This is a genomic window from Spirosoma terrae (assembly GCF_010435915.1).
GTDB lineage: Bacteria > Bacteroidota > Bacteroidia > Cytophagales > Spirosomataceae > Spirosoma > Spirosoma terrae.
This window is the reverse complement of the sequence record NZ_JAAFZH010000001.1, coordinates 144,596-167,847: the sequence shown is the minus strand read 5'-3', so window position 1 is coordinate 167,847 and position 23,252 is coordinate 144,596. Positions and strand designations below refer to the sequence as shown.

The window sequence follows — 23,252 nt, the reverse complement described above, 5'->3', positions numbered from 1 at the left end:
AAAAACGAATGACTTATTTCTTCACGGTGTCAGCAACAACAGTTGCAGCTGAATCTACGGTCGTTACAGCCGAATCCGTAGCCATCGTAGTGGTATCAGTCGAGATTGCCGTTGTCGATTCTGTAGTAGTTTCTTCAGTCTTTGGTTTGCTTTGGCAAGCAGCAAAAGTTAACATGCTGCCAACGAATAATAAAGCGAATACTTTTTTCATTGTCTTTTTGTGATATTCTAAAGTTTGCGGGAGCAAATATACCTTTTTTCTAAATAATGCAAATAACCGCCCTTTATTTTTATAAAGAGCAACTATGTTAATAGAAAAATACAATTGATACTATTAAGATTCGAAGATTACTACTGGCCATCAAAGGGCTGTTCTTCGTTTTCTTTCGGCGATTTCGACCGTATTCGATCATACATACCGGTACTGCGAAACGTAAGCAACTTATGTCCAAAATAATTAGCCATAAAGCTCATTCCCATACCTGCCACATGTGATCCTTTTTCTCGCCAAAGCATAGGTGTTGAGGGAAACAAGGGAGTAGCGACCCATTCCAGGGTATATTTTGACACGTATACCTGAACAATCAAGGCTACCAGAGCGATTACCAGGAATTTGATTGCTTCGCGACCCGTATTTCCCGTTTCGGCAGCAGAAAATGCGTAGCGTTTCGTTGGAATGAAGGTGAGAACAGTAGCCGTTAAGTAACCGCAAAGAACGCTTGTAGCGTAGTCAAAATATCTCCGATAAAAAATCTGACTAATAAAATTGATAGACGCTCCCAGCAAAGCCGTCAGAAAATACGAAAAGATATTCTTGAGTTCTTTAGGTTTTGGCTGATCAATGCTGCTCACGTTCACTTATTATCCGAAACAATACGTTTTCGTTATTTATTAGTTTATAAGTCGTTAGATCAAAAGTACAACTTAGATGCCAAAGACGTATGTAATCGGAACTTATTAATTAGGATACGGATTGGAACGAACCCTATACGATTAAAACAGGCCCTGTAATAATCCTGGAGCAATACCTAAACCTAATGTTAGAATGGTAGCAGCCAGCAAAACGTATCGGTAAAAAGGGGCAACCTGAATAGGTTCGGTAGCGCCATCGCGGAAATACATAGCAATGATAACCCGGAAATAATAGTAAATACCTACAGTTGACATCAGAACGGCTACAACCAATAACCAAATCTGCCCCCGTTCAACTGCTGTCGAAAACATGTAGAATTTACCCCAGAAACCAGCCGTTAATGGAATACCAGCTAATGACAACATAGAAACGGCCATTGCAAAACCTAATAATGGGTTTTGGCGGGCTAGACCATTAAAAGCGTCAAAATTTTCGCTCATTACACCCTCACTGGTAAAGGTTTGCGTAGCTCGCTGCCTGGCCACTAACAGTAGAACGCCAAAAGCAGCAATTGTGGCCACCGAATAAGCCAGTGAGTAAAACACAATTGCCTGTTTAGTTTGTGTTCCCAGTGCAGCTAAACCAATCAACAGATAGCCCGCATGAGAAATACTAGAGTAGGCCATCATACGCTTAAAGCTATTCTGATATACAGCCGTAATATTGCCAGCTACCAGTGTCAAAGCGGTTATAATAGCTAATAAAGTCCACCACCACGGATATAAGCCAGCGAATGAGACAGAGAGCAATTTGAATAAAGCGGCAAAACCTGCTGTTTTAACCACCGTAGACATGAAAGCGGTAAATATGGTAGGAGCTCCGTCATACACATCTGGTGTCCAAAAATGAAAAGGAGCAGCGGACACCTTAAACAACAGTCCGATTAGCAACATCAGCATTCCAGAGGCAGTCAGCAGCGAAATACCTTGTTGAGGATTAGCTCCTGACCCCACGCCAGCTAATGTAAATGATCCTGTTGCTCCATAAAGCAATGCCATCCCAAACAGCATAATGCCTGTTGCAAAAGCCCCCATCAGGAAATATTTCAATGCCGCTTCATTCGAACGAAGGTTTCGCTTATCACTGCCGGTTAATACGTACATAGCGACAGAAAGAATCTCTACGCCAACAAATAGCATAATCAGGTTTTCAAACCCGATCATCATTAAAGCACCAACCAGCGAAAACAACATTAATCCGTAATATTCGGCAGGTTGGGCAGACTCCTCCTCCATAAAACGGCTCGATAGGGCCACAACCATAAAAGCAGACCCTAATACAATGGCCGTAAAAACCATTGAAAGGTTGCTGGTACGTAGCATATCGTTAAAATATAAGTACGATTTGTTCCAGTCGAGGAAATTAACAGCCAGTGTAATCACTAAAAATAATAACGTAGCTGGCAGTAGTATCGCCTTGGACTTCATAAAGCCAAGAAATAGAAGAACAATACCAAAAACCGACAATAGAACGATGGGAAGCATATTTTTTCGGCTTACTATTAGATGGTATGAATAAGCAGGAACAATACGTTACTTAATTATCCGTACCTATTTAACTTATTTCATTGATACTGTTGCTGTTCCGATATACTTCATCAGATTGACAACAGCTGGTTCAGTTACTTTCAGGAATGTATGTGGGTAAACTCCGATCCAGAATACAAATAGTACTAAGGATATAAACACCCAGCTTTCAGAAGCGGTTAAATCGCTAAAGGATTCGGTTCGGGACGAAGTGGGACCAAACATACTCTTCTGGAACATCCGCAACATATATACGGCACCAAATATGATTGTGAATCCCGCAGCCAGGCCCAGGTAATTGTTATATGTAAAAACCCCGTGCAGCAATAAGAACTCACCCACAAACCCATTCGTCAGCGGTAATGCTACGCTACCCAACAGGATGATCATAAAAAAGACGGTTAGTTTGGGCGTTGTTCTCGTTATACCCCCGAGCTGATCTAACTGACGAGTGTTTGTACGGGAAAAGATAATATCAGCTACGAAAAACATACCAACTACGTTAATCCCGTGAGCCAACATCTGGACAAGTGCGCCCTGCAGACCTGTTTCGGTTTGAGAAAACACGCCTGCTGCCATCAATCCAACGTGAGAAAAAGATGAATAGGCGATCAGACGCTTCATATCTCGCTGACGAATAGCGATGATTGACCCGTAAATAATACCAATAACAGACAGGATAACAGCCGTTTTCCCCCAGGTTCCAACTCCTAGCGGAGCAATCGGCAAAATGAACCGGATCAGACCGTATACGCCCATCTTCAGCATAATCCCAGCCAGCAGCATCGTAGCCGGTGTAGGCGACTCTACGTAGGTATCAGGCTGCCAGGTATGAAATGGAAATACTGGCATCTTAATAGCAAATGCGATGAAGAAGGCCCAGAAAATCCAATTTTGTGCTTCAGCGGTTAATTTGAGTTTATAAAAATCTTCTATTGCTGCGGAATGAGGAGCTATAGCCGTTGGCGGAGTCTGGTAGTATAAGTAGACCAGCGCTACCAGCATAAACAAACTACCGAAAATGGTATAAACAAAGAATTTAAACGTAACAGCAATACGATTCTCTCCGCCCCACATGGCAGCCAGAAAATAAATAGGAATTAAGGCTGCTTCAAAAAACAGATAGAACAGGAAGCCATCACGCGCAGTAAACACGCCAACTAAGGCTGCCTGCATATACAGCATCAGCGCATAGAACGTACTTGGACGTTCGTAGTTCCGATTGAATGTAGACAGAACAATGAGCGGGACTAACAGCCCCGTTAATAGCACCAACAGAACACTAATTCCATCAATTCCTGCGCTGAATCGAATTCCTAATGAGCCAAGCCAGGGATAATCGAAGCCGAATTGCGATGAAGCATCTGGCTGAAACCCTAAAAATGCGTAACCCGCTAAAGCTAACTCAACCAACGCAGCAACCAAAGCTGCCTGCTTTACCCGTTCTCCACGAAAAAGAAGAATCAACGTAGCAGCTGCGGCAGGGTAAAGAATTAGAAAAAGTGTAAGCATTGTAAAACAAGTTTTCACGGGTTAATCCGTGCAGTTTCGTTTTTTGTTACGTAGCAAAGCAAATTCTACGGCAATGTAAAACGTATACTATCCTAGAATCGAATAAAAAAGCGCAGAGCGAAAATAGCAGCAATACTAACCACCATCGCAAATACGTAAAACCCAATCGAGCCACTTTGCAATAGACGTAGCTGGGCCGAACTCTGACGAACAAGCCAGGCTATGCCATTCACTACGCCGTCAATAAGACCCTCACCAAAACTGTACAAGGCATCACCCAGGCTGCGAATAGGCCGAACGATAATCGTATCGTATAGCTCATCGACGTAGTATTTATTATATACCAGTTGTTCAGGCAGTGAGCGTTCAGCAGAATCTGGCTCGGGAACAGCTTCGCGACGGACGTACATTACATAAGCAATAACTAACGATAATAAGGCAACACCCGATGAAATAGCCATGAGCATAACCTCGGTACCATGATCAATTGCTCCTTCGGCAAAAGCTTCGGGATTGACCTGGCGAGAACCTTCAAACAACGGCTCCATAAAATGACTGAGCCAGCCACCACCTGGCAGGTTAAGCATACCGCCAACTACTGACAAAACGGCCAGAATCATTAGTGGTAGTGTCATCGTAATTGGCGACTCATGGAGATGGTGCTTTTGCTCCTCCGTTCCACGAAACTCGCCAAAGAAAGTCAGAAACAGTAGGCGGAACATATAGAAGGATGTCAGGCCAGAACCCACCACACCTAATGCCCACAGAATTTTACTATGTTCATACACATGAGCCAGAATCTCATCTTTTGAGAAGAAACCAGCCAAAGGCGGTATACCCGAAATAGCCCAAGTTCCTAAGAGGAACGTCACGAACGTAATAGGCAATGCTTTTCTTAATCCGCCCATCTTACGCATATCCTGCTCGTCAGACATAGCGTGGATAACACTACCGGCTCCCAGGAAGAGCAATGCTTTAAAGAAAGCATGGGTAATAACATGGAACATACCTGCTGTATAAGCGGCTACGCTTAATCCCAGAAACATGTATCCTAATTGTGATACTGTAGAATAAGCCAGTACCTTTTTAATGTCGTTTTGCAGCAATCCTATTGAAGCCGCCAGCAGAGCCGTAATAATGGCAATAATGCCCACTATTTCCAGTGTCATCGGTGCTAGCGTATACAATACGTTTGAACGGACAACCATGTAAATTCCGGCTGTTACCATTGTTGCTGCGTGGATCAGAGCAGAAACTGGCGTAGGGCCAGCCATGGCATCCGGCAACCATGTATAGAGAGGAACCTGGGCTGACTTACCCATTGCCCCGACGAAGAGTAACAATGTAATTGCCAAAACAGTCTTGTCGCCAATAGCAAGGCTGGTAGCTTGCTTGAAAACGTCAAGATATTCTACCGTTCCAAATGTATTGATAAGCATGAATATGCCTAGCAAAAAGCCTAAATCCCCTATACGGTTCATGACAAAAGCTTTCCGGGCAGCATTATTGTAGTTCGTATTCTTATTCCAGAAGCCTATCAGCAAGTAGGAACAAAGACCAACGCCTTCCCAGCCAATAAACATAATGACGTAGTTGGAACCCATCACCAGCAGTAACATGAAGAATACGAACAGGTTAAGAAAAGCCATAAACTTTCCGAAGCCTTCATCGTGGCTCATGTAGCCAATACTATATAGGTGGATCAATGTACCAACGCCCGTTACAACCATCAGCATCAGTAACGAAAGCTGGTCGATCTGGAAGGAGAAATTAATGTGAAGATCACCAACACTAATCCAGTCGAACAAAGTTGCGACCAAAGGGGCTTCTGCTCCGCTACTGACAAAAGCTCTGAACAGAATAATTGATATGAGAAATGAGACCAGAACGGCCGCTGTCGCAATTACACCAGCAAAGCCTTTAGGCACTCGACGAAAGCCTATTCCGTTGATCAGGAAACCAATGAGCGGAAAGAGCGGAATTAATGCACAGAGTACTTCTATCTTCATTATTCGTTAGTCCATAGTTGTTTATCGTTTATTACCTGTCAAAACGACGACAACTTGATTTACCATTTCAACTTATTAAGTAATCCAACATCAATGGATCGGGTGTTCCTGTAAATCATCACAATAATAGCCAGGCCGACTGATACTTCAGCCGCAGCTACTGCCATAATAAAAAAGACGAATACCTGGCCCGACGAGTCAGAGCGATATGACGAAAAGGCGATGAGCAACAAGTTGACAGCATTGAGCATCAACTCAATCGACATGAAGATAACTATGGCATTACGGCGGGTCAATACGCCAATGATACCAATGACGAACAGCGCGGTGCTGAAAATCAGATAATACGTGAGCGGTATTTGCTGAATGACCTCCGGAATGAGAACGTCCTGCGTGGGTTGCATGGCTAGCCGGTTAATAGAAAGTGTCGCAAATGTAAAGATTATTCGGGCTTGCTCAAATTTGCGACCCTAAGGTATAAAGGTTATTAGTGTAATAAATACAGATTAAGCCCCAATTTTATATGATTATTTTACTTGAACAGACCACCTAACTGACTATTTACGCCCGTTACTGAACATTCTTAACCGGATTTCAGTAAGTCGTCTTTTAGTATCAAGCGGAAATTCACCTTTCAGTATCCAGTCATAAAATGACGGCTCTTTCTTCAATACGTCGAGTACAGGTAGCCCCTTATGTTTGCCGAAATTAAAAACTTCCTCGCCTTTATCGTTAGTGATTATTCTTCCCGCCAGATCAACATTATTATTGGCGGTCAGGCTGTGCAACATATCGATATCATTTTCGAATACAACATCCTGACCACTATCTGTTTTGGCAACCATTCCTCTGTAACGCTGTACCTGAGCATTTAGCACCTCAAACGATGCAATCGTGTCGGCCTCGGCCCCATGCGCACCGACCAACTCCTTATTGCAATAAAATCGATAGGCCGCTGACAAGTTTCGGGGTTCCATCAAATGAAAAATACGCTGCGCATCAACCATACGCCGATTTTTCATGTCAAAATCAACATTAGCCCGCAAAAACTCTTCGACCAACAGAGGCACGTCGAATCGATTGCTATTGAAACCCGCCAGATCACAACCTTCCATAAACTGAGCAAATAGGCGGGCAACAGCTTTAAAGGGAGGGGCATCTTTTATATCATCGTCGTAAATTCCATGAATCAGACTCGACTCCAATGGAATTGGTATGCCTGGATTTACTCGCTGACTTTTACTGACAGTCTCTCCATTAGGCATTGCCTTAACAACACAAATCTCAATGATACGGTCTTTGGCGACGTTGATACCTGTCGTCTCCAAATCAAAAAAAGCCAGCGGCTTTTTGAGGGCAAGTTGATGCGTCATAAGCAAACCGGTTTCTAGCACGGTTTGGCGACAAAGTTAAAAACTTCTGGCGGACGAGTGCATTCATAAAAATACGGATTGCTCATCGACACCTATTTTTTCGGTCTTTTTATGCCTTTTATCGGTAATGGAACTCATGCCTTACAGACAAATGTAGGCGATAGCCCCCCACGTGCTTACAAAATGGGCTGTTTACAAAAGAGACTATTAGTCCAATTTGTTGCGTATAGTAGTCACTATTGAAGCCATGCTACGTCTAATTCATAGACATTTCTTTACAAATCTCAATGATTATATTTTTCCCTGAATGAATACAAAAATCTTAGTTACATGTTGTTTTTTATCGGTCTCGGCCTTTTCTCAATCAATTCGAGGTCGTGTAACAGACGAAGCTAACTCCAGCGCTTTACCGGGTGTTACAATTTTAGTAGTGGGCAAACAAACAGGCACAACTACTGATGCCAGTGGAAATTTTAGCCTACAGTTAGCTTCAGGGCGTTATACGCTACGTTTCAGTTCGCTTGGCTACGATACTATCGAAAAATTAGTTACGGTAGCAGCAAATGATAATGCTCCGCTTGACGTAGCACTGAAATCGGCCCAAACCAACCTCACTGAGGTTATGGTGGTTGGCTCTCGTAATATTAACCGCTCGGTTACTGATTCTCCGGCTCCAATCGATGTTATTGACGTGCGCCAGGTAACCGCCAAAACTGGTCAACTCGATGTGAATCAGTTGCTGCAATTTGTAGCGCCTTCATTTAACTCAAACCGGCAGACTGGTTCGGATGGTGCTGACCATGTAGACCCAGCCAGCTTACGTGGGTTGGGGCCCGATCAGACTTTAGTACTGATTAACGGAAAGCGCCAGCATCAATCGGCTTTAGTTACACTATTTGGAACACGCGGCCGGGGCAATACGGGAACAGACCTGAATACAATTCCGGCAGCCGCTATCGAACGTATTGAAATCCTCCGCGACGGAGCTGCCGCCCAATATGGCTCTGATGCTATCGCAGGGGTAATTAATATTGTGCTAAAAGCAACAACTAATCAGCTCGTAGCCAATGTAAACTACGGAGCCTATCAGGCTAAATATCGTTTTGATAACCAGAAATTCGACGGAGGCAATCTTAACGTAAATGCTAACTATGGCTGGCGTATCGGCAAAAACGGCTTCCTAAATCTCACTGGCGACTATAATCAGCGAGAGCACACCAACCGCGCTAATACGCCTGGCATCGATTCAACATTGCAACGTCGGCAATACGGCGATTCTCGTATTAAAAATTCATCCGTATATGCTAATTCACAGATACCCGTAAGCACAAATACCACTATTTATGCATTTGGGGGAATCAATTTTCGTAAAGGCGATGCTTATGCCTGGACTCGAACTGCGGATAGTCCACGTAATATTCCGTCAATTTACCCCGATGGCTTCGACCCAATAATTACCAGTACGATTACCGATGGTACGTTTGCGGCTGGCGTACGGACCACTCTAGGTAACTGGAACGTAGATCTGGGCAATATTTTTGGCTCCAACCGATTCGATTACGGCGTTAAAAACACACTTAATACGTCGATGGGGGCCACGTCGCCACGAGAATTTAAGGCCGGAGGATTTCAACTACAGCAAAACGTAACCGGTTTACATTTTACCCGTTTCTTTAAAAATACATTACAAGGTTTGAACGTAGCGTTTGGCTCAGAGTTTCGCTATGAGAATTACCAGATTTTCGCTGGCGAAGAAGCTTCATACAAAGCATACGATATTAGCAAGGCTGCCGGAGCACAGGGCTTTCCAGGTTTTCAACCCAGTAACGTACTCAACAAAAGCCGTACGAATCTGGGAATCTATATCGATACAGAAGCCGATTTAACCAAGGCATTCATGATTGGGGCCGCTGCCCGTTACGAAAACTACAGTGATTTTGGTAGTACGCTCAATGGTAAGTTATCGAGCCGTCTGAAAATCAGTCCTTCTTTCATGCTACGTGGTACGTTAAGCACTGGCTTCCGGGCGCCATCACTGGCTCAGAAGTACTTTAATTCGACGATCACAAATTTTGTCGGCGGTCAACCCGTTCAGGTTCAAATTGCACAAAACGGCAGTGCCATCACGCAGGCATTAGGCATTCCAGACCTTAAACAGGAAACCTCGGTTAATGCTAGCCTGGGCTTTACCAGTGAGTTAGGGAACGGATTTAGCCTGACTGTCGACGGCTACTACGTTCGTATTAAAGATCGTGTCGTATTGACCGGTCAATTTAGTGACGAACTGCCCGAAATTTCGGATGCCTTGAAACAGTTAAATGTCAGTCAGGTACAGTTTTTCACCAACGCGATTTCAACCCGGACACGTGGTATCGATGTTGTTTTGGCGCATCGTACGCAACTTGGTCAGGGCCGTTTAAATACGTCTTTGGGCGTAAACTTCAATTCCCTGGATACTATCAGTGTTAATACCAATGAAAAACTGAAGCCCTATAAAGATCTCTATTTCGATCTGCGGGAATATTATTTTGTACGGGCATCTGCTCCGCCTTCCAAAATGAATCTGACACTTGATTATAGTGTCAACAAATGGGCCTTTTTGCTACGTTTCGTGCGTTTTGGAGAAGTGAAACTCGCAAACTGGAACTACGACCCAACCGATCTGGATATATACCGACCTAAAGTAACAACCGATCTCTCAATCTCTTACCGTTTCACTCCGCAGATTGGCCTTTCGATTGGTGGCTCCAATATATTTAATGTCTATCCTGATATGCACCGAGCTGATCTCACTGAATCAGGTGGAGCCTGGGACCCTGTGCAGATGGGCAGCAACGGAACTTATTGGTTTGGTAAGTTAAACTTCCGTTTCTAAATACCCAGTTCGATTCGTTGGTTCGACGAGTTTTCAATTGTACTTTAACAAGAATGCCCTTCGGTTGCAACCAAAGGGCATTCTTGTTGAGAAGAAAATCTATTCTAGTCCAAACTACTTCGATGTAGCCATTACCATTCGTATGTTCAGCTTGGCGCCAGTCTGAAGCACATCTACCAAATCCTGAACGGTAAGCGATTTATCAAACCGAACAACCACAGTTGGCTCGGCAATTCCTGCCATGATGGTCTTCAGTTCAGTTTCCAGATTAGCCGGATCGACCGGTTTTTTATCGATAAAATATTGTTTGTTATCATCTACCGATAACGTAACCTGCTTTTTGCTCAATTGCTGCGACGATGATGCTTTGGGCAGCATTAGTTTTATTACATTCGGATTTGCTACCGTAGAAATGATTAGAAAGAACAACAGCAGGAAAAACATGATGTCGTTCAATGATGAGGTAGCAACCTCAGCAGCAAATTTATTTTTTCTACGAAGTTTCATACTTATAGAAGATGATAGCCGATAGACGCTGTCACTAGTAACCTACCAAACCCTAGTATTCAGATCTATTCATTACCGCATTCGGGCGGGTTCGTTGGTCGGTTTCTGAAGCACTTCAATGAATTCGAATGCATTCATTTCGAGCGAAAGTGTAAACCGCTCAATCATCATGTTGAGCAGGTGGTAACCCGTGTAGGCGATGATACCCACAATAAGACCAGCGCCCGATGTAATCATTTTCTCGTATAGACCACCAGCAATGATACCAACGCTGATATTGTCGGATAACGAAATGTCGTAGAAAATTCGAATGATCCCGGATATAGTTCCAATAAAACCTAACATAGGCGCAATACCGGCTATAATACCCAAGTATCCCATGTTACGTTCTAGGCGAGATAGTTCAATCTGGCCTACTGTCTCTATCGTGCTCTCAATCTCTTTAATAGGAGATCCAATACGTCCAATCGCTTTTTCAAAAACCCGTCCCATAGCGGTGCGTTGATTTTTGGCAAATGATTCGGCGGATTTGATATTTCCCTGCGCTACCATATCCCGAATATTATCGATGAAATTGGAATCGACTTTGGTCTGGGAGCGAATTACGAAATACCGCTCAAAGATCAGATAGAGCGCCGAAAAGAATAGAATAGCAATGGGAATCATGACCCAACCCCCTTTAGCTACCAGATCAAATAACTGTAAACTTTGGGGTTGAGTAGCCGCTGTGGCCGACAGCGATGCGGCCGTGGTGTCAACAGCCGGTACCTGAAGCAAGAGCATACGAACGAGTCGGGTAAGTGGATGAGGTTAGACCTACAGGTGTTATTGCAAACAAACGAGTTGGCTTAACCGGATATTGTTTCAAAGATAACTAAGCCACCTGAAAACGAAAGAGAAAGTTAGGTAATGATAGCTACGGCTTCACTAAAATTTTACCCCAACGCCCAGATCGCTCAGCGTGATCAACAGCTTCGTGAATCTGATCGAGCGAGTAGGACGCTTCCACTGGCATTTGAATTTTTCCCGTAGCCAACAGTTGAATTACGTTTTGTGCTACGTTCTGCCGCGTTTGGCTATCGACCCGTCGCATCCAGTCGGAAAGCCAGAAACCTTTTATAGTAAGCTCTCTAAAAATAAGTAGTCCTACGTTAAAAGCCGGGTCCTGTAAACTAAGTGCGCCATAAACAATCATTGTTCCACCCTTACTCAGACACTTTAATGAGTCGGAAGCTGTAGGGCCACCTACTGCGTCTAAAACGCAGGCCACCCCTGCCCCACCAGTTATTTGTTTGACACGAGCAGTCAGGTTTTCCGTCGCTACGTTAATCACTTCTGTCAGCCCCAGGTCTTTGAGTTCATCATTCAAATCATCTCGCCGAACGGTGCCGATGGTATTTATGCCGCGCATCTTACATAATTGAATAACCATTTTGCCAAATGCAGAGCCAGCCGCCGTTAGCATGAGCCAACCACCCTCAGGAACATTGGCATCTTGTACTATCGCATAAGCCGTGAATGGGTTCACAAACAACTGAGCAGCCAACTCGTCGGGAATAGCATCCGGCACCGGAATCAGGCTACGCTGATGCGCAATAGCATATTCTGACCAGGCACCAACAGTTGTAAAACTCACGCGCATTCCTGTTCGCATTTGAACCCCTTCACCCAAAGCGTCAACGATGCCAACTCCTTCAAAACCAGCCCCTGAGGGTAGTTGCGGATGAATGCCATACAGGTTTTGGATAAACATACTATCGGACGGGTTGATAGGCGCAGCTATAACTTTTACTCTGACTTCATTGGGCCCCGGTTCTGGCATAGCCGCATTTGTTGTTTTTAATACATCGGCTGGCTTACCTATCTGATCAAATTTGATTGTTTTCATCGGTCAACATGTAGAGAAAATAAAAATCAAGCTGGAATTTCCTCAAAATTGCATTTACTCCAAAAATATAATTTAATTTGCATAAACTATTCCTAAACCTTGACACCAGTGGTTAGTGACAGCTTACGTATCTGTTCACTAACCACTTCTTATTGGTCGTTGTTTTATGCACACATCCCCATTTCTTGGCGAATTAATTGGCACCGCAGTTCTACTTCTTTTGGGTAATGGTGTAGTAGCCAATGTTGTTCTTAAGCAAACAAAAGGGGAAAATGCAGGATGGATCGTCATTACCGCAGGATGGGCTTTTGCCGTAACAATAGGCGTTTTTGTCTCTAAAGCCTTTGGTAGTACAGACGCGCATTTAAACCCGGCCGTTACCATAGCCTTTGCCTTTGCCACCAATGATTTCAGTCACGTAGTACCTTATATTACAGCCCAATTGATTGGCTCCTTCCTGGGTGCTACGCTCGTATGGTTAAACTATTTACCACACTGGGCTGCAACAGAAGATCCTGACTCTAAACTCGCCTGCTTTGCAACGGGTCCTGCCATCCGAAATAGTGGCGCTAACTTTACCAGCGAAACCCTCGCGACGCTTATACTGATTCTGGGCCTGGCAGGAATTTCCTCCAAAAACTTAGGCGAGCTAGCTATTGGCGTAGGTCCCTATCTGGTTGGTATTCTGGTCTGGAGTATTGGCCTATCACTAGGCGGCACGACTGGCTATGCGATCAATCCTGCCCGCGATTTTGGCCCGCGACTAGCCTATACACTACTTCCAATTCCCAATAAAGGATCATCTGACTGGCCGTATGCCTGGGTACCCATAGCCGGACCAATAGTCGGTGCGATCGTTGGCGGATTAATCATTCGAACATTCACCTTATAGGACAATCGGACAAGTAAACTATTTTTGTTCTCTCCGTATCTTTGTCCTATCATGACAGCTAAACCATTTATTGTCGGTATTACCGGCGGCAGTGCATCCGGCAAAACATCTTTTCTTAGAGATGTGCTTAACACATTTCCAGACGATCAGATTTGCCTTATTTCACAGGACAATTACTACCGAACTCTCGACAATATTCCTATCGATCAGAATGGTGTCTATAATTTTGACTTGCCCGTAACGATCAATCATGAGTTGTTTGCTGAGCATTTGAGCATGCTGCATGCAGGCCAAACGGTTGAGGCCAAAGAATACACGTTCAATAATCCGAACGTTATTCCTAAAACGCTTATCTACCACCCAACGCCCATCATCATTGTTGAGGGCTTATTCGTTTTTCACTTTCCGGACGTAGCCAGTCAACTGGATCTCAAAGTTTACATTACGGCCAAAAACAGAATCAAGCTGGATCGTCGGCTACTACGCGATCAGGCCGAACGAGGTCTAACCGAAGAAATGGTCAACTACCAGTGGAAACACCACGTACGACCAGCCTATCGTGAGTATGTAAAACCGCATAAAGACGAAGCGGATATCGTTATCCCCAATAATAATCACTACAAGAAAGGTCTTGACGTAGTACTCGCTTTTCTAAAAACGAAGGTTAACACGTAGAATCGGTTTCAGACTTCAACAATTACCCCATCTGTTTCTGGGTAGCCCGTGCAGGTTAGTACCCAGCCTTCGGCGAGGTCGCGGTCTATCAGTACGTCGTTAATGGTCATGTGAACACTACCTGAAACACAACGGGCAGCGCACGTAGAACAGCGCCCTCCCCGGCAACTATAGGGTAACGTAATACCCTCATCCAGAGCTGCCTGTAGAATTGTTTTGTAAGCGGGCACCTGTATGTCAACTTCACGCCCCCGGAACCGTAACAATACAGTCCGATCCTGAGCCAGTACGGGCGGGGGCGCCAACACAACGGTCTCAACAACAAAATTCTCTCGTCGTATCTGCTCCGCCCGGAAACCGCTAAATACAAGCGTAAATTGAATCATTCGCATATAATCAGCCGGACCACATATATAAAAGTGGGTTGCCTCTGTGTCTGACTTCCCGATCAAGGCTGGCAGTAGCCGCTCAAGCATTACGTTATTTAATCGACCGCGAAGTCCTACCCAATCGTCGGAGGGATTGCTCAACAGGTAAAACAATCGGAACCGATCTGGAAATTGCTGCTGTAATGCGTCTAGCTCCTTTCTAAAAATTATAGAGCGCTCATTAGGGGCACTATACAATAATGTTACGTTACGTTGGTCTGCAAAAAGTAGCTCCTGTTTTAAGATCGCCATTAACGGCGTTATGCCGCTGCCTGCGCCTAACAACACTAAATCGCCAGGCATACTATCATCAACAACGAATCGGCCAGCCGGATACAAACTCGTTACTACGTCCCCTACGCGTAACGTATCGAGTAAGTAGCGCGAGATCTCCCCATTCTGAACACGCTTAATGGTAAGACGTAACGGTTCGTTAGTAGCTGAGCTTAGCGAATATGACCGCCGAACTTCATGGCCACCATGCTGTAAAATTAAGGTGAGAAATTGCCCGGCACGGTGCCTAATCGTACGTCCGTCGGTAGATTCCAATACGTAACTTTTTGTATCAGGAGCTTCGTCAACAATATCTGTTATTAGAAGCGAAAGAAAATCGTCAGTCATAAAAGTGCCTAGCTTTCACTCAAAACTAACCAAATACGGATCGTTGTTTGAAAGCCCAAACGATTTAGTGAAATTCGCCCTGCGTGAGCGGCTAAGGTCATAGCCTGTTCCGACAGTTCAACAAACGTACCGTATCGAACGTAGTGACTTTTTACTGTCATTCGTGTTTAGTATAAAACCACCTGTTATACCGTCAATGGAAGCACTCCTGGAAGAAGTTCAGCGCGTAGGCTATGTTAACAAACCTGTTGCCGACGACATCGATTTAGTAGCTGAAATCAAACGCCTTAAACAAGAAAAAAACGCCGTTATTCTGGCTCACTACTACGTAGATGGCGCCATTCAGGACTTGGCAGATTATATAGGCGATAGTCTTGGCTTGTCGCAGCAGGCAGCCGCTACGCCCGCCGATATGATTGTGTTCTGTGGCGTGCATTTTATGGGCGAAACCGCCAAGGTTTTGTCTCCACAAAAAAAAGTAGTAATCCCTGATCTGAACGCAGGCTGCTCACTAGCTGATTCGGCCCCTGCCGACAAATTTGCCGCGTTCAAAGCTCAATACCCCGATCACATTGTGTTGTCGTACATTAACTGTTCGGCTGAAATCAAGGCGCTGTCAGATATTATCGTTACGTCGTCAAATGCGCTTAAAATCGTTGAAAGCTTACCGAAAGATCAAAAAATCATTTTTGCACCGGACGCTAACCTGGGTCGGTACGTTTCCAAAAAGACTGGACGGGATATGGTTCTTTGGGATGGCGCTTGTATTGTCCATATCGACATATCGCTCGAAAAGCTACACAAACTACGGGCTCAGTATCCGGATGCCAAGTTTATTGCGCACCCAGAATGTCAGGAACATATCCTGAGTGAGGCCGACTACGTTGGTTCAACAACTGCGTTACTCAAATACGTAGTGGATAGCCCTGAACAGACATTTATTGTTGGTACCGAAGCGGGTATTCTCCATAAAATGAAGCAGGCTGTGCCACACAAGAAGATTATACCAGCGCCAGCCAGCCAGAACAACACGTGTGCCTGCTCCGAATGCCCCTATATGAAAATGAATACCCTGGAAAAGGTTTATAACTGCATGCTTTATGAGCAACCAGAAATCGTTGTTCCTGAGGCTGTTCGACTGAAAGCCTACGAGTCAGTGGCACGAATGCTGGAGTTGAGTAAATAGAAACTACCAATCGCCATCGGCTAGCCGACGCCAGTAAGTGGTTGCTGCAAGGTATTTTCCCCTGCTTCGCTACTTATATTAGCCGATTCGTTCAATTGAGAGAATAATGCCCCATCAATTCGATTTTCTTGTTATTGGCTCCGGTATAGCGGGCCTGAGTTACGCCACAAAACTGGCAATGCATTTCGATACCATAGGACAGCATGTTCGCATTGGGGTTATCACCAAGGTGCAGGCCGACGAAACCAACACGAAATACGCCCAGGGTGGTATTGCAGCAGTGTGGTCGGAAGCCGATTCGTTCGAAAAGCATATCGAAGACACCATGATCGCAGGGGATTTTCTGAGCGATCGCCATGTCGTTGAAATTGTTGTCCGGGAAGCCCCTGAACGTATTAAGGAACTAATTGACTACGGCACTCGCTTCGACAAAGAACATAATGGAAATGACTACGATCTTGCCAAAGAAGGCGGTCATTCTGATTATCGTATTCTTCACTTTAAAGATATTACGGGGGCAGAAATAGAACGGGCTCTTCTCGACAAAGCCCGCTCACTACGTTCAATCGAAATTTTTACTCATTTCTATGCTGTTGAACTGATCACACGACACCAGCTTGGCGAGACAGTTCATCGATACGACACCGACAATCGTTGCTTTGGGGCTTATGTTCTGAATACACAAACCGGTCAGGTAGAACAATTTCTTGCAAAAACGACGTTGCTGGCTACGGGAGGAATTGGCAACATTTACCAAAACACAACTAATCCAAATATTGCTACCGGAGATGGTATTGCCATGGCTTATCGCGCCAAAGGCGTATGCAAGGACATGGAGTTCATTCAGTTTCACCCAACGGCGCTGTATGAACCAGGCAAAAAGCCTAATTTCCTGATTTCAGAAGCTGTAAGAGGTTTTGGTGGTGTGCTACGTACCCGCAAAGGCGATACGTTCATGGAGAATTATGACCCACGCTTATCACTGGCTCCGCGCGACGTAGTGGCTCGTGCCATTGACTCCGAAATGAAAAAAGCAGGCGACCCATTCGTCTATCTGGACGTAACACACTGTGACTATGAGAAATTTATTGAGCACTTCCCCAATATCACAGCCTATTGTAACGAACGCCTGGGACTGGATTTACGAAAAGATTACATTCCGGTTGTACCGGCTCAACATTATCTCTGCGGAGGAATTCGCGTTAACGAGTGGGGCCAAACCAATATCCAGTTTCTATACGCCGTTGGCGAATGTTCCTGCACCGGTCTGCACGGAGCAAACCGGCTTGCTTCCAATTCATTATTAGAAGCAGTTGTTTTTGGTCATCGGGCCTTTTTAAAGACAATAGAGTTAGTTGATCAGGCCAATATTCCCACTACCATTCCGGCCTGGAACGATGCCGGTACTACTCATCCCGAAGAGCTGGTTCTGGTAACTGAGATGAAAAAAGAGCTTGAGTCTATTATGTCTAACTACGTAGGTATCGTGCGAACCAATCGCCGATTAAAACGGGCTATGGATCGGCTTGAGCTTATTTATCTGGAGCACGAAGAACTCTATCGGCAATCGAAAGTATCGGCCCCCATTTGCGAGCTACGTAACATGATCGAGGTAGCCTATCTGGTCATCAAAATGGCTATGGCCCGCCGTGAAAATCGTGGGTTGCATTTTAACCTGGACAACGTAAAAGCTTCCTGAATCCAGTTTAATAGAGGTAATAGTTGCTTAAAGAAGTTTATTAATTGGTTACCTGCTATTGGCCTACACCAATACTCATCAAATCGTTAGTAGCCCTATGAAGAATTTCAACGTTAACCAGGTAAATTGTATTTATAAAAGTCGAGAAACAGACAGGTAAAAAGTGATTAAATACTAACTTTTTAAGCTTATTCGCGCTAAAATCATCACTCTATTACCTTCTTACAGACTAGATACATCAGGCCGAAAACAACCATTAATTCCCTGATTTACAAATAATTAATAGCCATAAAAGGGATAACAAAAACGTTTCCTCACTCAAAAAATTGTTTGACAATAAACGGGTAAATCCCTTTCTTTGCGCAGTTTTTCAACCCCAACGGACTACTAAAATGTCAGAAATTGCACAAAAGGTCAAAAATATCATTGTCGAGAAATTGGGCGTAGAAGAGTCGGAAGTAACGCCAGAGGCAAGCTTCACGAACGATCTGGGCGCTGACTCACTTGACACGGTTGAATTGATCATGGAATTTGAGAAAGAATTCAACATTTCTATCCCAGACGATCAGGCCGAAAATATCGGTACGGTTGGTCAGGCTATTTCTTACCTGGAAGAAAACGCAGGTAAATAATTTCCGAGGTTTAGCAGTAACGCTTTCCTCAATCTAATTACCCCGCAGTTAAACTGTATGACGTTAAAACGAGTAGTCGTAACGGGTTTGGGCGCACTTACGCCGATTGGTAATGATGTACCGACCTTTTGGAACAACTTATCAGCTGGCGTAAGTGGTGCCGGCCCGATCACGAAGTTCGATGCTTCCAAGTTTCGTACCCGCTTCGCATGCGAAGTCAAGGGGCTTGATGTCACGCAGTTTATTCCCCGGCAGGAGGCTCGCAAAATGGATGCATTTACCCATTATGCGCTTATTGCTACGGACGAGGCCATCAAAGATTCTGGGATGGACCTCGAAAAAGTTGACCGCAACAAGGTCGGTGTTATTTGGGGTTCAGGTATCGGCGGTCTGAAATCGTTCGAAGACGAAATGATTGACTATGCCAAAGGCGACGGTACCCCCCGAATTAATCCTTTCTTTATTGTTCGCATGATCGCCGACAGCGCGTCGGGTCAGATCTCTATGCGATATGGATTCCGAGGTCCAAATTACGTAACGGTTTCGGCCTGTGCTTCTACCAACAATGGTATCATCGACGCCTTTAACTATATTCGGTTAGGCCGAATGATCATGTGTGTGGTGGGCGGCTCAGAAGCAGCCGTAACCCGCGCCGGTATTGGCGGATTTAATGCAAACCGGGCGCTCTCGGAACGTAACGACTCTCCCGAAACAGCTTCCCGTCCTTATGATAAGGAACGCGACGGTTTTGTTATGGGCGAAGGGGCAGGCTCACTTATTCTGGAAGAATATGAGCACGCGAAAGCCCGAGGAGCGAAAATTTATGCGGAGTTAATTGGTGGCGGTATGTCGTCAGATGCTTACCACATCACAGCACCACATCCTGAAGGGCTGGGCGCTTATCTGGCCATGAAAGATGCGCTTGATGATGCGGGCATTGATCCTTCAGAAATTGATTACATTAACACGCACGGTACGTCAACTCCCGTTGGCGATCCTCAGGAATTGAAGGCCATCCATCAATTATTTGGCGATCATTCCTTTAAGATAAATATTAGCTCGACTAAGTCGATGACTGGCCACCTGCTGGGAGCAGCGGGAGCTGTTGAAGCAATTGCCAGTATAAAGGCTTTAGAAAATCAGATTGTTCCACCCACCATTAACTTGTTTAATGTGGATGAAGAGATCGACTCTCGTTTCAATCTGACACCGTTGAAAGCGCAGACTCGTTCCTTAACAACAGTGATGAGTAATGCCTTTGGTTTTGGAGGTCATAATGCCATCGTTATTTTCCGTAAACTAAGCTGAGTCGTGCAACTCGCGCTACCCCGTAGTTTGTTTAATCCGTTCGATTGGTTCCGCTCGGGCAACTCAAATCCTCGCAAAAATTTGCGACGGTCAATTGCGCACATTATTGGCGAACGTCCTTCAAACATCGGCCTGTATCAACTGGCACTACGTCATACGTCAGCGTCAAAGGCGACAGCGATAGAGGGGTTTCGGGAATCAAACGAACGGCTGGAGTATCTGGGCGACGCAGTGCTCGGCATGGTCATTGCCGAGTTTCTCTTTAAAAAATACCCTTACAAGGACGAAGGGTTCCTGACGGAGATACGCTCCCGAATTGTAAACCGGGAAACCCTCAATGGCATCTCACGCAAAATCGGTCTCGATCACCTTATTGAGTATGACGGAAGTCGTACGCGTAGTTTACCAGCTCGCACCTCTATGTATGGCGACGCGCTGGAAGCGCTCGTTGGCGCTGTTTATTTAGACAAGGGGTTTCGTTTCTCTCGTCAGTTTATCTTAAAGGAATTGCTTTCCCACTACGATATTGACTCTGTTGTACAGAATAATATCAACTTTAAAAGCCGCCTGATTGAATGGGCGCAACGAGCGGGAAAGGAAATTCGCTTCGAAATCATTTCCGAAAAAGGGAATAGCCATTTCAGGGAGTTTATTGCTCAGGTTACAATAAATGATGAGCAGTTTGCGGTTGGTAGCGGCTATAGTAAGAAAAAAGCCGAGCAAGCCGCTGCCGAAAAAGCGCTTGAATTGCTTAATGCTCAATAGCAACAACAATCATTTTCTCCAGTTACTTAGCAGATGATGCCGACCTCAAACTGGCATTTTGTCTGTTTTCTCTATCTCGTTGCCAAGTTATAGTGCCATATTGACTGGCTCATGACCAAAATATGGGGTGGCATAAAGTTTGAAAATCAGTAAGCGTAACACACGCTGTTAACTTATTTTTAAACTCAAAACCAACATAAAGCCATGAATCCGTTAATGCGCACGAACAACCTCCCATCGTTGATCGAGACTTCCGCGTCGGCGGCCCGATTCGGTCGCGATATGAATGACTTTTTTAACACAAGTTTATCCTGGGTCAGCAACGTACCAGCGGTCAACGTAGTGGAACACGCAGATGGCTTCCGTATTGAAGTTGCGGCTCCCGGTTTAAAGAAAGAAAATTTTAAACTCAATTTGAACCACAATAACCTCACTATCTCAGCTTCTCAGGAAAGCCAAAAGGAAGAATCGGATACACGTAATGAAAAGTATACTCGTAGAGAGTTCAGTTATTCTTCTTTTCAACGGACTTTCACGCTTCCTACTTCAATTGATGCGGACAAAATTCAGGCTACTTACACCGATGGCGTACTGAAAATTGACGTCCCAAAACGTGAGGAAGCTAAAATTAAACCTCCTCGTCAAATTGAGATTGGCGGATAATAAATACGCAGCCTGTGGGTAAAATCTCACAGGCTGTACCTTGTTCTTAAACCCAACGTAACACTGTCCTGTTAAAATATGTTAAGGCTTATAAAAGCAGGATTTTTCAAACCTACGTTTCCGTTATATCAACAAGTAGAAGTAAATTAGTACACGTCTTACACATAAGGACAGCAATTTTAGATTTTCCCAATTAATCATGAAAAGCAACTGGAAATTATTAGCGTTGATGGCGCTCTTATCGAGTGGAGTAACGCTGGCTGCTTATAACCTATTGGGTTTCAATAAGCAGGATGTTATTTTTAACGAATCGTCATCGACTACGCCAACCATTACAGGCCGGCTAGCCGCTCTGACTGGCAATGGCCCCACAGCTACGCCAAACGATTTTTCTACAGCCGCAGAAGCCGTTACGCCCACAGTCGTCCATATTCGTACTACCATAACCCGCACGGTTCGCCAACAGCAAGTTCCTGACATTTTCCGGGATTTCTTCGGTGATGATTTTGGAGGCCAAAGCCGTCCCCGTCGTCAACAAGGCCAGGCATCTGGCTCTGGAGTTATCATCAGTAAAGATGGCTACATTGTTACGAACAACCACGTAGTGCAGGATGCAGACGAAGTAGAAGTGATTTTGACTGACAAACGTAGCTTTAAAGCGAAAGTTATCGGAACTGATCCGCTTACGGACTTGGCCGTTGTTAAAATTGAAGCAAACAACCTTCCTGCCATTACTCTTGGTGATTCAGATGCGTTGAAGCTTGGCGAGTGGGTGCTGGCAGTAGGATATCCATTGGATCTTGAATCGACAGTTACTGCCGGTATCGTAAGTGCCAAAGGCCGCGGTATTGGTATTCTGAATCAGAATGCACGTCAGCAAAATGATCCTAAAGCAGATACGCCAATCGAAGCGTTTATTCAAACTGATGCAGCTATCAACCCAGGTAATTCGGGTGGTGCTCTGGTAAACCTTCGGGGCGAACTGGTGGGTATCAACTCCGCTATTGCGTCGGCCACCGGTTATTATAGCGGTTACGGTTTCGCGGTGCCGGTATCGCTCGTGAAAAAAGTATCGGCCGATCTTCTTAAATATGGTAATGTTCAGCGCGGTTATTTAGGTATCATGCCTATCGAACTTAACAGCACCATTGCTAAAGAAAAAGGCGCTAAGGTTGGCCGTGGTATTTACGTAGAAAGCGTAGTAGAAAACGGCGCAGCCAAAATAGCGGGCCTGGAAAAAGGCGACGTTATCATTAAAATGGAAGGTCAGCCTCTTGATTCGGATGCTCAAATGCGCGAAGTTATCGGTCGCCGTCGTCCAGGTGACGTAGTGAACGTAACAGTTAATCGCAATGGTACCGAACGCGACTTTAAAATTGAATTACGTAACCGTAATGGTGGTCGTGAAGTTATCAAGAAGACAGAAGCACCTACAGCAACAGCTCTAAGCTCACTCGGCGCTGATTTCGAAGAGCTAAGTGCTCAGGATGCCAAACAACTGGGAGTAACCGGTGGCGTTCGTGTGAAGAAGATTGTGGATGGCAAATTAGCTGAAACCGATATCGAAGAAGGATTCATTATTGTAAAAGCTAACGGTAAAAACGTCAAAACGACTAAAGACCTGCAAGCTGCCTTATCTTCAGTAAAAGAAGGCGAAGGCCTGATGCTTATCGGCATGTATCCTAACAGTTCTCGCATGTATTACTACGCAGTTCCTGTTTAATCATTAAATAAGTATTCTTATCAACAAGAAAGCCCGCCAATTGGCGGGCTTTCTTGT

Annotated in this window: 21 protein-coding genes; 11 read left to right on the top strand and 10 right to left on the bottom strand. The window is 44.8% G+C overall.

The genetic code is table 11. From position 1 onward, the window contains the following. Positions 1-8: 8 nt before the first annotated feature. The gene (locus tag GK108_RS00685; RefSeq protein ID WP_163941292.1) at positions 9-224 is read left to right on the top strand and encodes a hypothetical protein; all 216 of its coding nucleotides are present in this window, start codon (positions 9-11) and stop codon (positions 222-224) included. 127 nt (positions 225-351) lie between these two features. Here the strand turns inward: GK108_RS00685 and GK108_RS00680 are convergent, their stop codons facing one another. From GK108_RS00680 to GK108_RS00655, 6 genes are all read right to left on the bottom strand, one after another. After that, positions 352-858, bottom strand: a complete 507-nt coding sequence (locus GK108_RS00680) for a GtrA family protein (protein WP_163941289.1) — start codon at positions 856-858, stop codon at positions 352-354. A 135-nt stretch (positions 859-993) separates the two neighbouring features. Beyond that, positions 994-2,397 (bottom strand): NADH-quinone oxidoreductase subunit N, encoded by a 1,404-nt coding sequence (locus tag GK108_RS00675; protein ID WP_163941286.1) that lies wholly within the window; start codon positions 2,395-2,397, stop codon positions 994-996. 75 nt (positions 2,398-2,472) lie between these two features. Further along, positions 2,473-3,951, bottom strand: a complete 1,479-nt coding sequence (locus GK108_RS00670; RefSeq protein ID WP_163941283.1) for a complex I subunit 4 family protein — start codon at positions 3,949-3,951, stop codon at positions 2,473-2,475. Positions 3,952-4,043: 92 nt separating this feature from the next. After that, a complete protein-coding gene (gene nuoL, locus GK108_RS00665; protein WP_163941280.1) occupies positions 4,044-5,960 on the bottom strand; it encodes an NADH-quinone oxidoreductase subunit L in 1,917 nt (638 codons plus the stop codon). A 59-nt stretch (positions 5,961-6,019) separates the two neighbouring features. Beyond that, on the bottom strand, positions 6,020-6,364 hold the full coding sequence (gene nuoK, locus GK108_RS00660) for an NADH-quinone oxidoreductase subunit NuoK (RefSeq protein WP_163941277.1): 345 nt from the start codon (positions 6,362-6,364) through the stop codon (positions 6,020-6,022). 153 nt (positions 6,365-6,517) lie between these two features. After that, on the bottom strand, positions 6,518-7,333 hold the full coding sequence (locus tag GK108_RS00655; RefSeq protein WP_163941274.1) for a 3'-5' exonuclease: 816 nt from the start codon (positions 7,331-7,333) through the stop codon (positions 6,518-6,520). Between the two features lie 307 nt (positions 7,334-7,640). On the opposite strand from GK108_RS00655, the gene GK108_RS00650 reads away from it, so the two are divergent. Continuing rightward, positions 7,641-10,208 (top strand): TonB-dependent receptor, encoded by a 2,568-nt coding sequence (locus GK108_RS00650; RefSeq protein ID WP_163941271.1) that lies wholly within the window; start codon positions 7,641-7,643, stop codon positions 10,206-10,208. 114 nt (positions 10,209-10,322) lie between these two features. Here GK108_RS00650 and GK108_RS00645 read toward each other — a convergent pair whose 3' ends face one another. The 3 genes from GK108_RS00645 to GK108_RS00635 form a co-directional block, all read right to left on the bottom strand. After that, complete coding sequence (locus GK108_RS00645; RefSeq protein ID WP_163941268.1) at positions 10,323-10,715, bottom strand: ExbD/TolR family protein; 393 nt, start codon at positions 10,713-10,715, stop codon at positions 10,323-10,325. 72 nt (positions 10,716-10,787) lie between these two features. After that, positions 10,788-11,498, bottom strand: coding sequence for a MotA/TolQ/ExbB proton channel family protein (locus GK108_RS00640; RefSeq protein WP_163941265.1), 711 nt, complete (start codon positions 11,496-11,498; stop codon positions 10,788-10,790). A gap of 133 nt (positions 11,499-11,631) precedes the next feature. Next, a complete protein-coding gene (locus GK108_RS00635; RefSeq protein WP_163941262.1) occupies positions 11,632-12,603 on the bottom strand; it encodes a zinc-dependent alcohol dehydrogenase family protein in 972 nt (323 codons plus the stop codon). 166 nt (positions 12,604-12,769) lie between these two features. Between GK108_RS00635 and GK108_RS00630 the strand changes: the two genes are divergently transcribed. Together GK108_RS00630 and udk are read left to right on the top strand one after the other, a co-directional pair. Then, on the top strand, positions 12,770-13,495 hold the full coding sequence (locus tag GK108_RS00630) for an MIP/aquaporin family protein (protein WP_163941259.1): 726 nt from the start codon (positions 12,770-12,772) through the stop codon (positions 13,493-13,495). 51 nt (positions 13,496-13,546) lie between these two features. After that, positions 13,547-14,170 (top strand): uridine kinase, encoded by a 624-nt coding sequence (udk, locus tag GK108_RS00625; protein ID WP_163941255.1) that lies wholly within the window; start codon positions 13,547-13,549, stop codon positions 14,168-14,170. An 8-nt stretch (positions 14,171-14,178) separates the two neighbouring features. On the opposite strand, the gene GK108_RS00620 is transcribed toward udk, so the two are convergent. Then, positions 14,179-15,219: a 2Fe-2S iron-sulfur cluster-binding protein gene (locus GK108_RS00620; RefSeq protein WP_163941251.1), complete on the bottom strand. Its 1,041-nt coding sequence runs from the start codon at positions 15,217-15,219 to the stop codon at positions 14,179-14,181. A gap of 196 nt (positions 15,220-15,415) precedes the next feature. Between GK108_RS00620 and nadA the strand changes: the two genes are divergently transcribed. From nadA to GK108_RS00585, 7 genes are all read left to right on the top strand, one after another. Then, positions 15,416-16,405 (top strand): quinolinate synthase NadA, encoded by a 990-nt coding sequence (gene nadA, locus GK108_RS00615; protein ID WP_163941248.1) that lies wholly within the window; start codon positions 15,416-15,418, stop codon positions 16,403-16,405. 106 nt (positions 16,406-16,511) lie between these two features. Continuing rightward, positions 16,512-18,104, top strand: coding sequence for an L-aspartate oxidase (nadB, locus tag GK108_RS00610; protein ID WP_163941245.1), 1,593 nt, complete (start codon positions 16,512-16,514; stop codon positions 18,102-18,104). A gap of 392 nt (positions 18,105-18,496) precedes the next feature. Next, positions 18,497-18,736 (top strand): acyl carrier protein, encoded by a 240-nt coding sequence (locus tag GK108_RS00605; RefSeq protein WP_163941241.1) that lies wholly within the window; start codon positions 18,497-18,499, stop codon positions 18,734-18,736. 57 nt (positions 18,737-18,793) lie between these two features. Then, positions 18,794-20,044 (top strand): beta-ketoacyl-ACP synthase II, encoded by a 1,251-nt coding sequence (gene fabF / locus GK108_RS00600; RefSeq protein ID WP_163941236.1) that lies wholly within the window; start codon positions 18,794-18,796, stop codon positions 20,042-20,044. Between the two features lie 3 nt (positions 20,045-20,047). Next, positions 20,048-20,809, top strand: coding sequence for a ribonuclease III (rnc, locus tag GK108_RS00595; protein ID WP_163941233.1), 762 nt, complete (start codon positions 20,048-20,050; stop codon positions 20,807-20,809). Positions 20,810-21,013: 204 nt separating this feature from the next. Then, a complete protein-coding gene (locus GK108_RS00590) occupies positions 21,014-21,472 on the top strand; it encodes an Hsp20/alpha crystallin family protein (RefSeq protein ID WP_163941230.1) in 459 nt (152 codons plus the stop codon). Between the two features lie 199 nt (positions 21,473-21,671). Beyond that, a complete protein-coding gene (locus tag GK108_RS00585; RefSeq protein WP_163941228.1) occupies positions 21,672-23,195 on the top strand; it encodes a Do family serine endopeptidase in 1,524 nt (507 codons plus the stop codon). Positions 23,196-23,252 lie beyond the last annotated feature (57 nt).

Coding starts and splice junctions, on each gene's coding strand:
- GK108_RS00640 (WP_163941265.1), bottom strand. CDS start 11,498: ATGCTCTTGCTTCAGGTACCGGCTGTTGACACCACGGCCGCATCGCTG.
- GK108_RS00585 (WP_163941228.1), top strand. CDS start 21,672: ATGAAAAGCAACTGGAAATTATTAGCGTTGATGGCGCTCTTATCGAGT.
- GK108_RS00590 (WP_163941230.1), top strand. CDS start 21,014: ATGAATCCGTTAATGCGCACGAACAACCTCCCATCGTTGATCGAGACT.
- GK108_RS00620 (WP_163941251.1), bottom strand. CDS start 15,219: ATGACTGACGATTTTCTTTCGCTTCTAATAACAGATATTGTTGACGAA.
- GK108_RS00630 (WP_163941259.1), top strand. CDS start 12,770: ATGCACACATCCCCATTTCTTGGCGAATTAATTGGCACCGCAGTTCTA.
- GK108_RS00645 (WP_163941268.1), bottom strand. CDS start 10,715: ATGAAACTTCGTAGAAAAAATAAATTTGCTGCTGAGGTTGCTACCTCA.
- GK108_RS00650 (WP_163941271.1), top strand. CDS start 7,641: ATGAATACAAAAATCTTAGTTACATGTTGTTTTTTATCGGTCTCGGCC.
- GK108_RS00635 (WP_163941262.1), bottom strand. CDS start 12,603: ATGAAAACAATCAAATTTGATCAGATAGGTAAGCCAGCCGATGTATTA.
- GK108_RS00605 (WP_163941241.1), top strand. CDS start 18,497: ATGTCAGAAATTGCACAAAAGGTCAAAAATATCATTGTCGAGAAATTG.
- nadA (WP_163941248.1), top strand. CDS start 15,416: ATGGAAGCACTCCTGGAAGAAGTTCAGCGCGTAGGCTATGTTAACAAA.
- GK108_RS00655 (WP_163941274.1), bottom strand. CDS start 7,333: ATGACGCATCAACTTGCCCTCAAAAAGCCGCTGGCTTTTTTTGATTTG.
- nadB (WP_163941245.1), top strand. CDS start 16,512: ATGCCCCATCAATTCGATTTTCTTGTTATTGGCTCCGGTATAGCGGGC.
- nuoK (WP_163941277.1), bottom strand. CDS start 6,364: ATGCAACCCACGCAGGACGTTCTCATTCCGGAGGTCATTCAGCAAATA.
- udk (WP_163941255.1), top strand. CDS start 13,547: ATGACAGCTAAACCATTTATTGTCGGTATTACCGGCGGCAGTGCATCC.
- GK108_RS00670 (WP_163941283.1), bottom strand. CDS start 3,951: ATGCTTACACTTTTTCTAATTCTTTACCCTGCCGCAGCTGCTACGTTG.
- GK108_RS00675 (WP_163941286.1), bottom strand. CDS start 2,397: ATGCTTCCCATCGTTCTATTGTCGGTTTTTGGTATTGTTCTTCTATTT.
- nuoL (WP_163941280.1), bottom strand. CDS start 5,960: ATGAAGATAGAAGTACTCTGTGCATTAATTCCGCTCTTTCCGCTCATT.
- GK108_RS00685 (WP_163941292.1), top strand. CDS start 9: ATGACTTATTTCTTCACGGTGTCAGCAACAACAGTTGCAGCTGAATCT.
- fabF (WP_163941236.1), top strand. CDS start 18,794: ATGACGTTAAAACGAGTAGTCGTAACGGGTTTGGGCGCACTTACGCCG.